The sequence below is a fragment of the Paenibacillus aurantiacus genome, from assembly GCF_042431225.1.
Taxonomy (GTDB): Bacteria; Bacillota; Bacilli; order Paenibacillales; family Paenibacillaceae; genus Paenibacillus_Z; species Paenibacillus_Z aurantiacus.
Genome location: NZ_JBHMDO010000044.1, coordinates 55467 through 70787 on the forward strand (window position 1 = coordinate 55467; position 15321 = coordinate 70787).

General features: G+C 53.2%; 15 protein-coding genes and 1 riboswitch. Of the genes, 13 read left to right on the plus strand and 2 right to left on the minus strand.

Annotation, left to right across the window (positions count from 1 at the left end; genetic code table 11):
* The first annotated feature begins 9 nt into the window (after nt 1-9).
* The 10 genes from ACFFSY_RS27105 (at nt 10) to ACFFSY_RS27150 (ending at nt 11318) form a co-directional block, all read left to right on the plus strand.
* Nucleotides 10-546 carry a hypothetical protein gene (locus tag ACFFSY_RS27105; RefSeq protein ID WP_377500052.1) on the plus strand — a complete coding sequence of 179 codons (537 nt, stop codon included), beginning with the start codon at nt 10-12 and terminating at the stop codon, nt 544-546.
* Nucleotides 539-2053, plus strand: coding sequence for an AAA family ATPase (locus tag ACFFSY_RS27110; RefSeq protein ID WP_377500053.1), 1515 nt, complete (start codon nt 539-541; stop codon nt 2051-2053). The genes ACFFSY_RS27105 and ACFFSY_RS27110 overlap by 8 nt, the downstream gene beginning before the upstream one ends.
* 296 nt (nt 2054-2349) lie before the next feature.
* Complete coding sequence (locus tag ACFFSY_RS27115; protein ID WP_377500055.1) at nt 2350-3237, plus strand: 3-hydroxyacyl-CoA dehydrogenase family protein; 888 nt, start codon at nt 2350-2352, stop codon at nt 3235-3237.
* Nucleotides 3234-4436, plus strand: coding sequence for an acetate kinase (locus ACFFSY_RS27120; protein ID WP_377500057.1), 1203 nt, complete (start codon nt 3234-3236; stop codon nt 4434-4436). Before ACFFSY_RS27115 ends, ACFFSY_RS27120 begins: the two co-directional genes overlap by 4 nt.
* Nucleotides 4437-4484: 48 nt before the next feature.
* Nucleotides 4485-5780, plus strand: a complete 1296-nt coding sequence (asnS, locus tag ACFFSY_RS27125; RefSeq protein ID WP_377500058.1) for an asparagine--tRNA ligase — start codon at nt 4485-4487, stop codon at nt 5778-5780.
* A gap of 36 nt (nt 5781-5816) precedes the next feature.
* Nucleotides 5817-6494 carry a DnaD domain protein gene (locus ACFFSY_RS27130; RefSeq protein ID WP_377500060.1) on the plus strand — a complete coding sequence of 226 codons (678 nt, stop codon included), beginning with the start codon at nt 5817-5819 and terminating at the stop codon, nt 6492-6494.
* A 354-nt stretch (nt 6495-6848) separates the two neighbouring features.
* A complete protein-coding gene (locus tag ACFFSY_RS27135) occupies nt 6849-8078 on the plus strand; it encodes a glycosyltransferase family 4 protein (RefSeq protein ID WP_377500062.1) in 1230 nt (409 codons plus the stop codon).
* 11 nt (nt 8079-8089) lie between these two features.
* Entirely contained in the window at nt 8090-8263 is a 174-nt protein-coding gene (locus tag ACFFSY_RS27140; RefSeq protein WP_377500064.1) for a hypothetical protein, read from the plus strand.
* Between the two features lie 13 nt (nt 8264-8276).
* On the plus strand, nt 8277-8867 hold the full coding sequence (locus ACFFSY_RS27145) for a class I SAM-dependent methyltransferase (RefSeq protein WP_377500066.1): 591 nt from the start codon (nt 8277-8279) through the stop codon (nt 8865-8867).
* Between the two features lie 69 nt (nt 8868-8936).
* Nucleotides 8937-11318, plus strand: coding sequence for a glycosyltransferase (locus tag ACFFSY_RS27150; protein ID WP_377500068.1), 2382 nt, complete (start codon nt 8937-8939; stop codon nt 11316-11318).
* 116 nt (nt 11319-11434) lie between these two features.
* On the opposite strand, the gene ACFFSY_RS27155 is transcribed toward ACFFSY_RS27150, so the two are convergent.
* Nucleotides 11435-12064, minus strand: a complete 630-nt coding sequence (locus tag ACFFSY_RS27155; protein ID WP_377500070.1) for a DUF1796 family putative cysteine peptidase — start codon at nt 12062-12064, stop codon at nt 11435-11437.
* 187 nt (nt 12065-12251) lie between these two features.
* Here ACFFSY_RS27155 and ACFFSY_RS27160 point away from each other — a divergent pair, with 187 nt between their 5' ends.
* Genes ACFFSY_RS27160 through ACFFSY_RS27170 form a run of 3 tightly spaced genes read left to right on the plus strand, consistent with a single transcriptional unit; the run spans nt 12252 to nt 14070 of the window.
* The gene (locus ACFFSY_RS27160; protein ID WP_377500072.1) at nt 12252-12587 is read left to right on the plus strand and encodes a hypothetical protein; all 336 of its coding nucleotides are present in this window, start codon (nt 12252-12254) and stop codon (nt 12585-12587) included.
* A gap of 19 nt (nt 12588-12606) precedes the next feature.
* A complete protein-coding gene (locus ACFFSY_RS27165) occupies nt 12607-13668 on the plus strand; it encodes a glycosyltransferase family 4 protein (protein WP_377500074.1) in 1062 nt (353 codons plus the stop codon).
* A gap of 18 nt (nt 13669-13686) precedes the next feature.
* Nucleotides 13687-14070: a hypothetical protein gene (locus tag ACFFSY_RS27170; RefSeq protein WP_377500076.1), complete on the plus strand. Its 384-nt coding sequence runs from the start codon at nt 13687-13689 to the stop codon at nt 14068-14070.
* A gap of 72 nt (nt 14071-14142) precedes the next feature.
* Here ACFFSY_RS27170 and ACFFSY_RS27175 read toward each other — a convergent pair whose 3' ends face one another.
* On the minus strand, nt 14143-15051 hold the full coding sequence (locus ACFFSY_RS27175; protein WP_377500078.1) for an NAD-dependent epimerase/dehydratase family protein: 909 nt from the start codon (nt 15049-15051) through the stop codon (nt 14143-14145).
* A 150-nt stretch (nt 15052-15201) separates the two neighbouring features.
* A riboswitch (TPP riboswitch) is annotated at nt 15202-15313 on the plus strand.
* Nucleotides 15314-15321 lie beyond the last annotated feature (8 nt).

Sequence of the window (15321 nt, forward strand, 5' to 3'; positions counted from 1 at the left end):
TTTTCAGCCATGAGAATAAAAGTACTCCCAACGATGATGACCGCCGTATTGTCCGCATCTTTGCTTATCGGGGGATGGTATGCATACCGGAACGTGGCGACAGTCCAGCCGTTGGAGCAGATCGTGAAAGAAGTGCCGGGCGTTGCGAATGCGACTCCGGTCGTCGGACGCGACAACGTAACCGTACAGTTGACGCTGAAGCCGGACGCGAACATCCGCAAAGTCTATGACACCATCGCGGAGAAAGGCGATTCGGTCATCGGTAACCGTACGCTGGAGCTTCAGATCCAGAACAAGCAGGCGGATGAGAAGCTTAACGATATCTGGTCGGCCAAGCTGTTCGATATCGCGCAGGCGATGGAGAACCGGCAATATGCGCAAATTCCGGCGGCGATGGTCACGATCGAGAATCAGTATAAAGGCGTTACCGCCACGTCGGAGATGGACGAGACGAACGTATACATTACTTTGAAGGATGGCGAGGCTGTCAAGCACGTGATTTTGCCTCGTACGCCGAATCAACTGGGGGTGTGGCCGAATGCGTAACTATTCGAAGGAAATCGCGATTGGTTTTATTCCGGTCTTGATTATTTTCCTTCAGTTCATCGCCCATATTAACATTATGCCGCTAGTCGTATCCGCCGCGATCTTGACTGGCGTTATCTATGTGGCGCGCTCGCGCGGCAACCTGGCCGCCATTGGCGGCGACCGCAGAACGAAGGTTCGCCCGGCTGCGCCGTTGTCCTTCGAAGAGATCGGCGGTCAGGACCGTGCGAAGCAGGAACTGATCGAAGCGCTCGATTTTCTGGTCCATGAGGAGCAGATTACAAAGATGGGCATTCGCCCGTTGAAGGGCATTCTGCTTACGGGCCCTCCGGGAACGGGTAAAACGCTGTTGGCTAAAGCCGCTGCAAGTTATACGGATTCCATCTATGTCGCCGCATCGGGCGCGGAGTTCGTCGAGATGTACGTCGGCGTCGGTGCGAGCCGCATTCGCGATTTGTTTAAAGAAGCGCGTCAGAAAGCCATCAAGGCGAACAAAACGAGCGCTGTCGTCTTCATCGACGAGATCGATGTAATTGGCGGCAAACGCGACGGCGGGCAGCATCGCGAATACGACCAGACGCTGAACCAGCTTCTGACGGAGATGGACGGCATTCATACGTCGGAATCGCCGCGTATCCTGCTCATCGCGGCCACGAACCGCAAGGAAATGCTCGACGCGGCGCTGCTGCGCCCGGGACGCTTCGACCGCCATATTACGGTCGATCTGCCGGACAAGAAAGGGCGCTCGCATATTCTGAGCATTCATGCCCGGAACAAACCGCTGGCCGCAGAGACGGATCTGGAGAAAGTGGCATCGGAATCGTTCGGATTCTCCGGCGCTCAGCTCGAGAGCGTGATGAACGAGGCGGCGATCTATGCGCTTCGCGAAGAGAGCGATACGATCTCGAACCGGCATTTGTCGATGGCGATCGATAAAGTGATGATGGGCGAGCGCACCGACCGCGAAGCGACGAAGGAAGAACGCGAGCGCGTCGCCCTTCACGAGCTGGGCCATGCGATTACGGCAGAGCTTGTTCGCCCCGGCAGCGTATCCCAAGTCGCCTTGTCGCCGCGCGGTCAAGCGCTTGGTTACGTGCGTCATAATCCGCAGCAGGATCGCTACTTGTATACGCGAGCTTTCTTGGAAGGTCAGATTATGGTCGCGCTTGGCGGCGCTGCCGCCGAAGAGCTGTTCTACGGCGACCGCAGCACCGGTTCCCGCGGCGACTTCGATCAAGCGATGAACATCGTCCGCTCGATGGTGGAATCCGGCTTGACCGAGATGGGCATCGTCGACAACTCGATGATGACGCCGGACAAATGGGCGCACGTGAACGCGGCGATTCTCGACGAATTAATGAATCGCGTCAAGCTCATGCTTAATGAGCAGCGCCACGTTTTCCTTCAGTCGCTTGACGTGTTGATCGCAGAAGAGACGATTGATGGGGACCGATTCCGTACGCTGCTCGGCAACAGTCCGAATGAACCAACTACGCAGTCTGCATAACGTTCGACGCCGTACAGCTAATCGCTGCACGGCGTTTTTGTTTTTCATCCTTAATATGACGTGATGATCCATTATTAAACCGCCTCACCGTCGGTTTGTGTCGATTTTGTCTGCCGCTGCTCCGTCAAGATGACTAATACGCAATTCATTATTGCCTAACAATTGCGACTTTGTTCACAATAATGTCTCAAAAGCGCCTTGAGGGAACAGCTAGCCCATGGGGGGCAAAACGGCTATAATATAGAGCGGATAGATAGCGGATCATCACTTATACTACAAATATACGATCTGCTTCAATGGAGGATGAAACGTTGAACATACGTAAAGTGGGCGTCATTGGCGCCGGAACGATGGGACAAGGCATCGCGGAAATGCTCGCATTCAAAGGGCTTGACGTATATGTGACCGAGCAATCGGCCGAACGCTTGTCGCAGGCGATGAGCGCGATCGGACTCAGCCTGGATAAGCAAATCGAGAAGTGGGCGCTCACGCAAGCCGAGAAGAAGCTTGTGCTGAACCGAATTCATCCGATTCATAAGCTGGCGGACCTTTCGGGATGCGAGCTGGTCATCGAGACGATCACGGAGGACTTGGACAGCAAAAAAATCGTGTTCGATCAGCTTGATCGTCTGTGCGGGCCGAACGTGATTTTGGCTAGCAATACGTCGACGCTTAGCTTGACCGAGCTGGCGGGCGTGACGGCCTATCCGGAACGTGTTATCGGGATGCACTTTGTTTACCCGGTCATGAAGACCGATCTGGTGGAGATTGTACGCGGATTGAAGACGAGCGATGAGACGTTCAACCAAACGAAGGAATTCGTCGAAGACGTCATTCAGAAGAAAGGCGTCATGGTATTCGAGTCGCCTGGTTTCGTGACTACGCGTCTTATCTGCTTGTTCATTAACGAAGCGCTTCACGTGCTCGAGGAAGGCGTCGCCTCCGCCGAGGATATCGACAGCGCGATGCGTATCGGCTATTCGTTCCAGCATGGCCCGTTCGAGATGGCGGACCGCTTCGGCTTGGACTCCGTATTGGCTGCGCTCGATCGGATGTTCCGCGAATACGGGGAGCTGAAGTACCGCCCTTCGATCGTACTGAAGAAAATGGTGCGCGCCGGACATTTAGGCATCAAGTCCGGTATCGGATTTTTCAAATATGACAAGGACGGGGACCGCATATGATCGTATTAGTCATGAACGCTGGCAGCTCGTCGCTCAAGTACCAGCTGTATAATATGAAGAACGAGGCAGTACTCGCGCAGGGCCGTGTCGAGCGGATCGGAATGGATTCCTCCATCGTCACCCACGAGCCGACCGATAAGCCGGAAGTTCGCCAAGTGAGCGAAATCCTCGACCACAACACGGCGGTTCGCAAAGTCATCGATCTGCTGACGCACTCGGAACATGGCGTGCTGAAGGCGATGACCGAGATCAAAGCTGTCGGACATCGCGTCGTTCACGGCGGCGAGAGCTTCAAGCAGTCGACGGTCGTCACGCCGGAAGTGAAGCTCGAGATCCGCAAGCTGTTCGATCTGGCGCCGCTGCACAATCCGCCGGCGATGATGGGTATTCTAGCCGTCGAAGCGAACCTGCCCGGCGTGCCCCAAGCGGTCGTCTTCGATACGGCCTTCCATCAATCGATGCCGCAGGAATCCTTCTTGTACCCCATTCCGATGGTGCTCTATCGCCGGCACAAAATCCGCCGATACGGATTCCATGGCACGTCGCACGATTACGTCAGCCACAAGGCAGCCGAAGTTATCGGTCAACCGCTCGAATCGCTAAAGATGGTGACGTGCCATATCGGCAACGGCGCTAGCTGTACCGCGATTCTCGAAGGCAAGTCGTTCGATACGAGCATGGGCTTGACGCCGCTCGAAGGACTTATGATGGGAACGCGCAGCGGCGACATGGACCCGGCGATCGTGCCGTTCACGATGAACAAGGAAGATCTGACGCTCAGCGAGGTCAGCTCGATGCTGAACAAACACAGCGGCTTGCAGGCGATTAGCGGCTTGAGCAGCGACATGCGCGAGATTACGGACGCGATGAAGGAAGGCGACAAGAACGCGAAGCTGGCCTTCGATATGTATACATACCGTCTGCGTAAGTATATCGGCGCATACGCGGCGGCCATGAACGGTATTGACGCGATCGTGTTCACGGCAGGCGTGGGCGAGAATTCCTCCGTCGTGCGCCAAGCCGTCGTGGACGGCGTTACGTTCCTTGGCGCGGAGCTGGATAACGAGCGCAACAATATCCGCTCGAAGGAAGCGCGGTTCATTTCCACAGATGCCTCCCGCGTGAAGGTACTGGTCGTGCCGACCAACGAAGAATTGCTCATCGCGCGCGATACGTATAATCTCGTGAAAAGCAAGTAATACCGATAAGGGAAGTACTAGGAACACCAAAGGAAGGAAGCGTTGCCCATGAGAACATTGACGACGATTAAACAGATTGGCGGGCATGCGGGCGAGTCTGTCTGGATGGGCGGCTGGATCAACAATAAGCGGTCCAGCGGCAAAATCCAATTTCTGCAGCTGCGCGACGGTACAGGCTACATCCAGGGCGTAATCGTGAAGAGCGAAGTATCCGAAGAGGTATGGAACACGGCCAAGTCGCTGACCCAGGAGTCTTCGGTATACGTGAAAGGCATCGTGCGGGAAGAGCCGCGCAGCCAATCCGGCTATGAGTTGACCGTGGAAGACATCGAAGTCATCCAGCTGACCGAAGAATATCCGATCACGCCGAAGGAGCATGGGGTCGATTATCTCATGGACCGCCGCCACCTGTGGCTGCGTACGCCGAAGCAGCGTGCGATTATGGTCATCCGCGCCGAGATCATTCGCTCCATTCAGCGATTCTTCGATGAGCGCGACTTCACGCTGGTCGATCCGCCGATTCTGACGCCATCGTCCTGCGAAGGCACAACGAACCTATTCCATACGAAGTACTTCGACGAGGACGCATACTTGACGCAAAGCGGTCAGTTGTACATGGAAGCGGCCGCAATGGCGCTCGGCAAAGTCTATTCGTTCGGGCCGACGTTCCGCGCCGAGAAGTCGAAGACGCGCCGCCACCTGATTGAGTTCTGGATGATCGAGCCAGAGATGGCGTTCGTCGATCACGAGGAGAACCTGCGGGTGCAGGAGCAGTTCATCAGCTACGTCGTGCAGTCCGTCTTAACGAACTGCCGCAAGGAGCTCGAGGCGATTGGCCGCGACATCTCCAAGCTAGAGTCGATTCAAGGGCCGTTCCCGCGGATCACGTACGACGGCGCGATCAAGTTCCTGAACGAGCAAGGCTTCGACATCCCATGGGGCGAAGATTTCGGCGCGCCGCACGAGACGGCCATTGCCGAGAAATACGACAAGCCGGTCTTCATCACGCATTATCCGGCATCGTTCAAGGCGTTCTATATGAAGCCGGATCCGAACCGCCCGGAAGTGGTGCTGTGCGCGGACATGATCGCGCCGGAAGGATACGGCGAGATTATCGGCGGCTCCCAGCGCATCGACGATCCGGAGCTGTTGGCCGAACGCTTCAAGGAGCATGAACTGTCCGAAGAGGCGTATCAATGGTATCTGGATCTGCGCAAATACGGCTCGGTGCCGCATTCGGGCTTCGGACTCGGCCTTGAGCGTACGGTTGCGTGGATTTGCGGCTTGGATCACGTGCGCGAGACGATTCCGTTCCCGCGGATGCTCTATCGTCTGTATCCGTAACCGCCGGCACGACCCGGCGAAGAGGAGGGGGAGCGGATGAGTAACGAGATGTGGAAAGCCTACGCCAGGGGAATGGCGTCCGCCATGAACGGCGGGAGCCTAGTCGTTCCGGCCGGCCTACTTCGCGCCTATCCCGGCATCGGCCTATCCGATACCGAATTTCTGCTGCTGCTTCAACTGATGTCATTCCGTCAACTTGAGGGCGTTGACTTTCCAACGCCGGAACAGTTGGCAGATCGGCTTGGCGTGACGCCGAAGACGGCTCATCAGCTGCTAGGCCGTCTCATGAAGGAAGGCTTCCTGTCCATCGATGAGCATGTCGATCCGTTGACTGGCGTGCAGTCGGAGTGCTACAACTGGGACGGATGGGTAATTCGCTCGGCAGAGTGGCTGTCGGACGGCACGCGCGAATCGATGCAGGCCAGCCGGGCAGAACGCGTACCAGAGGTCAAAGCGAGCGATCTGTTCACCGTCTTCGAGCAGGAATTCGGGCGGCCGCTGTCGCCGATGGAATGCGAGACGATCAGCATATGGATCGACCAGGACCGGTATTCGGACGAGTTGATCCGTTTCGCGCTGAAGGAAGCGGTGTTCGCGGGCAAAGTGCATCTGCGATACATTGACCGTATTTTGTTCGAATGGGGCCGCAACCGGGTCACGAGCCCGGAGGAAGCGAGAGCCTATACGCAGAAGTTCCGGCCAGGACGAGGGTAGTCGTTTTCATAGATAGTTCGATCGACAATCCATAGTTTCTATCCATTACAAGGGAAGGGAATTACCCCGAGTAAGAGGAGAAACTATGGATTTTTTGCGCTTTCACGGGAAGGATGGATTCAAGCGACATCGCAAGCGAGCTGCCCGCTGCCCAACCAAGGAACAGCAGCAGGAGGTAGACGGGCGAAAAGCATGGAGGAAACGCCGTGCCCCTCCTAGTCGTTTCCTAATATATTACGAATACTTACGCCTTACGTGTTGCGTCGCCCGATTACCGATTAGACTATTCAATTCATCGATCACGAGGCGCTATACAATCGTATGGATGTTGCATTGCTGATCCGGAGGGGTTTTATGAAAATCTTATTGGCTACCTATTGGCTAATTCCTCATGTTGGCGGCGTTTGGAAGTTCATGTCCCAAATCAAGGAGCATCTCGAAGCGATGGGACATGAAGTCGATCTCCTGGGCAATAGTCCCGATTATAAGAAGTTCCATATCGTTAATCGTGGGCTCGAGCTGTCCAAGGATAAGCTCTTGCCCCTTCTTGATTCTAAGCTGGATGCGGCGAAATCGCCGTTGCTGCATCTTGGTCCGCACGAAATTATTAGACAATATGAAATAGACCGTTATTGCATGGAGCTATCCGCAGCTTACTTCGGACTAGACGGTTACGATGTTATCCATACGCAAGATGTCTTCGCCGCCCGTGCCATCAGCCGCGTGAAGCCGAAGCGGGTACCGTTGGTGGCGCATCTCCACGGCTCCGTCGCCTTGGAAATGATGAACCATTTTGGCATGAACTCTGAGTTGGGGGTGATTGAAAATTCTCCGCCTTGGCGCTATTTCAACTCGATCGAACATTACGGGGCCACTTCGTCCAACATTACGATTACGGCGAACCAGTGGCAGAAAAACATGCTTGTCCATCGGCATGGCGTTCCCGAACACCAAGTGGCCGTCTTTCAGTACGGATTAGATGCGACTTCCTTTTGGAACAAGACGAGCTTGGGCACGCCTATTCAGCGGCCACCGGGTAAGAAGGTGATCATTTTTCCCGCTCGCCTTGTATTTGTGAAAGGCATCAACATTCTTATTTCCGCCTTAGCGTTTCTGAAGCAGATTCGTCAGGATTGGGTGTGCTGGATCGTCGGGGATGGCGATAAACAGGAAGAACTGCAGCAACAGGTGCTGGATGCTTCTTTACAGCAGGACGTGCTTTTTTTGGGGAGACGCGATGACATTCCGGCCCTTCTCCTTCAGTCTGATATTTTCGTCCATTCATGTCTCCAAGATAACCAGCCTTTTTCCGTCATGGAGGCGCAGCTGGCGGGACTGCCGGCGCTGGTCTCCTCTGCGGGCGGTTTGCCCGAAATGGTTGAACACGGCAAGACGGGGTTGATCTCGCCGGTCGGCGACCCGGTCACGCTGTTCCACCAAATCCATCATCTGCTGGAGCACGACGAATATCGCAAGCGGCTGGGGGAAAACGCCAAATCGTGGGCAGTTCAGCACTGGTCGATGGAGCTCATGATTAATCGGCTGCTTCAAGTTTATTCGGCTGTCGTTTCACATTCTGTTTAAGGGGGATTTCCATGCATCCTGTCTTTTGGGTACGGGGCGATTTGTATAACCGGATCTTTGCGGTTCAGACGGTGGATCACGAGCCCCGGGTCGACTATGCGGTATGGAATCATCTATTCGCTGCGCTGCCAAAGGAATACAAGCTGCCGGATTCGACTGTGCTGGCATACGTAATCAACGAATAAGGGGTGAAGCGAGATGGATATTACGTCATTTTGGAGCCGGGTGAATCCGGACTTATTTCTGCAAAATGCGGACGAAGGGTACAACAAACCGATCCGACAGTTATACCGGTCATTGTTAGAACAATTGAAGGTAAACAAAATGCTCGAAGTGGGCTGCGGGCCCGGGGTGGATTTTTTAGGCGCAAAGACCGTTAACCCCAACATGGATTATACGGGTGTGGATATCACGCCACAGATGATTGAGCATTGCCGGCTAAAGTATCCGGAGGGCAATTTCATGGAAGGGAATATTTTGAATCTCCCGTTCGCGGATAATAGCTTCGAATTCGTTTACTGCAAAGACGTATTAAACCATCTTGATAACTGGGAAGCCGGATTCTCGGAGCTCTATCGAATCAGCGGCGGCTTTGTACTCGTTAATTTCTTTCACGGCCTTGGTACGACGACTTTTAAAAAGCGGGAACTGCATGAAGGGTATTTGAACAACATTTTCGATTGGAACGAAGTGATGACGACGTTATCCGCGTTTAACCCGGTGGAGATGAGAATCTACCCAAGGCTTTGTTTGCTCGAGGAAGCGTTGATATTATTCCAGAAAGCTTGATTGGGCGCACTTGTGACGCAATTGAGCCGTGGTCTGCATCCGATTCGTGTATGAGGAGGTGCTTGTAGGATGTCATTATGGGGCAATAATGTGCCGCCATGGGTTTCGATCGTTATACCTTGCTATAATTATGGCGAGTTCCTTGAGGAAGCCATTGACTCTTGCCTCGCTTCTACCCTTCAGGACTTTGAAATTATCGTCGTCAATGACGGATCGACGGATCCGTTCACGGTTGAACTGCTGAAGCAGCTCCATAAACCGAAAACCAGAGTGATACATCAGAAGAACCAAGGCGTGTCGGCCGCCTTAAATAATGGGATTCGAGAAGCAAGAGGAAAATATATTTTTCGATTGGACGCAGATGACAGAATACATCCGACATTGCTTGAAAAAGGTACATGGGTCATGGAAACGCGCCCTGAGGTCGGTTTCGTCACCTGCCATTTAAAAATGTTCGGCAACGAATCTTGGACCTGGACGCCTCCTCCGTACTCGTTTGAACGGTTGCTGAACGAAAATATTGTTATCGGAAACTCCTTATTCAGGAAAGTGGCCTGGGAACAAGCCAACGGATTCGAGGAGCAGGGGGATGGGTATGACGACTGGGAATTCTGGATCAAACTCGCTGCCAAAGGGTGGGAAGGATTTCAAATTCCCGAGGTATTGTTTTTCTATCGTAGACATGGTTTTACTAGATCAGCGGAATTGCTGACCCGCTATGAACAAATTAAACGAAATATGCGCCAAAAATATCCCGACCTCTATCAAGCATTAGATCAGGGTCTCTTATCCAAAGGGCCTCATCCATCGAACATGCAAATAACGGATTGGAAATACGCCGCGCATCCCTATGCGACTCTACCCGTTTCCCGGCAAAAGACCAGACTCATGCTTATGATGCCATGGTTGATTGTTGGGGGAGCGGAGAAGTTCTTTCTCGATTTGATTGAAGGACTGCCAAGAGAGCTGTATCACATTACGCTGGTCACGACTTTGCGAGCGGAAAGTCCCTGGTTCGAGCGCTTCGATAGCTGCAGCGATGAAGTGTTTCAAATGCCCCTCTTATTCGACACCCCTGCTCAGATGGAACCATTGATTTTACATTTAATCGAAACCAGGGATATTCAAATCGTGCATATTAATAACAGCGAAGTCGGGTATAATATGCTGCCTCGATTGAAGTCCAAATTTCCTCATGTCAAAACGGTGTCGCTGCTTCATGATTATGTCCCGGAGCTAGCTTGGGATCACGTCCGCCATTCCCGTCAATACGACAATTGGATCGATAAGTACACGATATGTAAAGCTTCATTAAAACAAACCATGCAGGAACTGTTTCAAATCGACCCCCAAAAAATCGACATCGTACCAAACGGCGTCGATACGGAATTGTTCCGTCCCGGGACGACAGAAGAAGTCATCGCGCTGAAGCAGGTCTTCGGTATTCCGTCCGACAAAAAGGTCATTAGTTATATCGCCAGACTGAATACGGATAAAGATCCGCTTAAATTTATTTCTATCGCTCAAAAAATAATCGCTTCTGATACTCATGATCGATATCGCTTTATCATGGTGGGGGATGGGCCGCTGCGGGACCAAGTGGAGCATGCAGCTGCGCCGCTTTTTCCGAAGCTGCTCATATTCGGAGCGAGGGAAGACGTTCATAGTATTCTCAAGATAACGGATCTTTTGGCTTCTACTTCTCCGAGCGAAGGATTCCCGATTAGCGGTCTCGAGGCGATGGCAGCCGCGGTTCCTGTTGTGGCTTTTTCCGTAAGAGGGTGGGTAGATCTCATCGATCCGAATGTAGACGGGCTGCTGATCGCCCGCACGAGCCAAGAGGAAGAAGATTTCATGATGCAAGCTATCAATCTATTGCAGCATGCGGAATGGCACCAAAGCATTCGAAGCGCCGCAAGGAATAAAGTGTTGTCGAATTACACACGGCATCATTTTATTCTTCGTTACCGAAATTTTTATGAGTATTTGCTGGCTGACATTCCGATGCAGACCATTGATTCGATGGAGGAGGAGAACGATTTGGGTCTCGTGCGTGATTATTCATTCAATGAAGCGAATAGATGTGGTGAGCCCTATCAGATGCCCTTTGTACTCCCTGCGGGCGAAGAGCTTCAGTTAACGAACGTTTTTTTGAAAAATATTGTGGTCGGCAATCGGATACAAATCACGGGGACCTTCGGCGTTCATAACATAGGCGCCGATGCGGATACGGTCATAACCATCCGGCTGTACCGAGAAGGCGCGCATCGTAGAGAGTTGGTCACGGAAATCAATCACACGGTGGCAAGTCATGTTACCGGCGTTATCACGTTCAATCATGCAGAGCACGGATTGCATCCCACCCAAAACTTTTTCATGTGCGTGTTAGCCCACGGCAACCACGTCCAGATTTGCAACATTTGCCATTTAAGCGGGGTCGTCTATGCCTAGTTAGGCGTCGTTCTAACCGGTCTATTCAGGTAGCCTCCTTCCTAACCCGGAACGTCAAACAAGCGCTGTTATCCGTCAAGAAGGCGGTTAAACAGCGCTTGTTGCGCTCTTCTCATTCAGTTCTCGGTTAGCGTGATATGCGAAAAAATCTGCGCCCATAAGTGATTGTTGCCGTTCCATTTCTCATCATTAGGCAATTGGAGCGCGCATACTTTGTCGATGCCCCAGTCCAGCTCGACGATGCCAGGCACGGGATCGTGATTGATGATGAGCAGACGAAAATCGTTGGCTACCAATCCGGCGAGAACCGCCTGAAGCTCGATTGTTTGCTCGAACGTTGCTTCCGTTCGGATGTAGAGGATTTTGTTGCTGTTGGCAGCTTTTTCAAGAAAGCGTGAGACGCGGCGGTCGTACTTGGCTTTAATTTCCGGGTAGGCGGCTAGATGAGGCGGGAAGTTATTATGGACGAAGAAGTCGTGATTGGACAGAATATCGTATTCCATCTCCTTCACCAGATAAATTTTCTCGCCAGCCATTCCTTCCACCCTTAGGTGGTTGTAATCCATAAACCCCGCGAAACGGTTGGCCAGCAGCCTTATGACTTGCGGCAAGTTGTACGAAGCCATCCAATCGAGCGGGCCGGCGACATGACGCATACCATGGTGTTCCATTTGAATACCGGCAAGACAAACATCGCCAAGGCTGTAAATAGCGTCGTAAGTCCCTTTCAAGGCGGATAGTTTCAAATCGTATCTTCCTTTCTCTTATAAATGCGTCAGCTTCCTACATCAAATGCGAGATAAGGATAACTTGCATGGTCAATCGTGGACGGAGACGCACATATGGTTACATGTCCGGATGGATATGCCCTTACCCCTGGAAGAGACTCACATAAACTAGTAAGGAACGATTTCACCTTTGGAGGGACAGCGCATGTCCGTATTCAGATTGAACTCCGCCCCTTACGAGAAGATCGATTGCCGGTATATTGAGTCCGCGGACTTAACGATCACCAATAACGGTGGCGAGGAATTCGACGTGCTGGTGGAGCTAGAGACCCCGCATAACGTCATTTTCGTCGGATTGTTCCATTTGGCGCCGGGAGCGGTGGCGGTCGCTCCGAATCTGCCGACGAACTATGGTTCCTTCAGCTTACTGCTTGTCACGAATTTGAATAACCATCATCCGACGGGCGTGACGGTCCACGTCAAAAACCATGGGGCTTTGGTGGCGCTATTTACGCAGGAAGATTGTATCCGGATGAGCTAACGGCAGAAGGGAGAGAACCATGAACATCCTATTCGTCTATTACATCCCGAGCGGGGGCGTGGAGACGTTGAACCGGCAGCGCTGCCTTGCGCTTCGGGAGGCAGGCATTAACGCACACTGCCTTTATTACCAATGGGGAGCGGGCATGCAGAACGCGGGCGACCTCCCGATCTTCGTGACGAGCAATGACATTACCATCAAACAAATCCTGGATGCCGGCAAGTATGACGTCGTTATCGTCACGACCGATCACCAGACGTTCCCGAGATTCCGAATGATGGGTTATCGTGGGAAATTTATACTTGAAATTCAAGGCTATGGACCCCAACGAGTGGCGTGGGAGAAGTTGACCGAAGCCGCTCCGATCATCAACTCGCACGTATCGGGATTGCTCAATCCGAAAACGCCGCATATTTCGACGATCTTCCAAACCTTGTACCCGCATATTCCGCAGTTTCAGTTCAATAACTGCTTCGACGCTTCCTCGTTCACCTATCAGTCGCTGCCAAAGCTTCCTAACCCAGTAATCGCTTGGATTGGCCGGATCGAGGACAACAAGAACTGGCGCGAATTTCTGCAAGTAGGCGCATCGATCGCAGCTATCCGGCCCGAGGTGCAGCTGTGGATGTTCGAAGATCCGTCGCTGGCGAACCCGGTGGAGCGGGAAGCGTTCACGCAGATGATCGGTACGCTCAATCTGAGCAACCGATTAACCATTCGAGCCAACGTACCGAACGCGGAGATGCAGCAGGTATTCTCGAAGATCGGCGATTCGGGCGGCATGCTGATTTCGACGTCCAAGGTGGAGGGAGCCCCGTACGGGATTTTGGAAGCGATGAGCTGTAGGTGCCCGGTATTATCGACGAGTTCGGACGGGGTGTCCAGCTCGATCTACCATAACGAGACCGGTAAATTCTATTCGCTGGGCAACATCGAGCATGCCGTCAAGGAAGCGCTGGAATTAATGTACCATGTGGGATTAAGAGAGCATATTCGCACTCACGCGCAGCGTCACGTGCTGGCGGAGTTCAATCCTTCCCTATATACGAGCCGATTCGTGAATATGCTGAGCGTCATTTGAGAGGAGAGAGGGACGATCATGAAATTCACGCAGAAGAACGGAGCGGCTGCCGGCACGTTCCTGCCTTTCCTCGTCGGCGACGAGGAGATTACGTTGACGTCCGTATTGCTTCCGGATACATCCCCGGGCGACCGCATCGTGCTCAAGATGGAGATCGCGTGGGATAAGCCGCCACATTGGGATACCGGGGAACTTGAAGTCATCCTGCGCCGGGATGCCCCAAGCGGCCCTCTTATTTATTGGACACTGGAAAGTTGCTTCCTCAAGGCCAGATACGTTGAAAGCGAAACGGTTCAGGCGCAAGGCGGGACGCAGTTGTTCTATCTCTCCGTCCGTTCGAAAGAACAACGGGCCCGGATCATCGGTCCCTATTCCTTGCAAGGAACCGTATATGACACATAAGAAACAGCCTTGTTTCCCGGATCGGTCGGAACCGCCGGAGAAACAAGGCTGTTGGTATCGATAATAGACGAATTATTGCGGCTTGCGGAATTGGTACGTTCGAAGAAGTCCTTCCTCGAGGGAGATGGCCGGCTTCCATGAAAGCACGGCCTCCGCCAGACTGTTATCGAGACAGCTATCCTGGATATCGCCCGCTTTGGCCTCCCGATAAAGGACGGGAACCTGCGAGCCGTGGATGTCCTGCAGAACGTCGACGACCCGGTTGACGGAGGCGCTGCTGCCTGTGCTGACATGGAAGGTACCTTGATCGCCAAACCGGATTGCCGCGATATTCGCCTCTGCCACGTCGTCGACAAATATAAAATCGCGGGTTTGTTCGCCGTCGCCGTTGATCGGCAGCGGCATGCCGCGCGCGATACGATCCATGAAGACGGCCACAACTCCGCCTTCCCCCTTAGCGGTCTGTCCCGGTCCGTAGACGTTGCCGTACCGGAGAATGGTGTAATTCAGTCCGTACAAATCGTGATACAGACGGATGTAATGTTCGGCGGTGATTTTGGATAAACCGTAGTATGAAATCGGCTGCGTCGGATCCGTTTCGACCAGCTTTTCTTTTTGCAGCTTCCCGTACACCGCCGACGTCGAGGCGAAGATGAATTTGCGGACATTGGCGCGGCGGCAAGCCTCTAGCAGATTTAACGTGCCCACGACGTTGACGCTGGCATCAAAGTCCGGCTCCTGGATGGATCGCTGTACATCGGCTTGCGCAGCCAGATGGTAGACGACATCCGGCTTAAGCGCGGCGATCATCTCTCGCGCTTGCGGATGACAAATATCCACTTTATGCAGCGTGGCAAGCGGATGGATGGTACTGCCGGTCGATAAATTATCCAGGACGTGGACCTCCGACCCGAGGTTGAGCAAGGTTTGAACAAGACGGGAGCCGATGAATCCCGCTCCTCCCGTAACGACCATTTTCATTTGTTGACCTCCCGCGGGAAATTGATGCTTCATCTTACGTCGGGATGGCGGCTAGGGTGTAGGAGGAGACCCAGCGCGGTGAAATTTCTCCATTTCCATAGAAGGATGGTATTTTTCTCATCAGGTGCTATAATAGGGGGTGCGACGAACTGAATAGCATGGGGGAGCTGGTGATGACCGGCTGAGAGGGGATTGACGAGAAATCCCGACCCTTGGACCTGATCTGGATAATGCCAGCGTAGGAATTGCACGGGCGCGATGCCGCTTCCC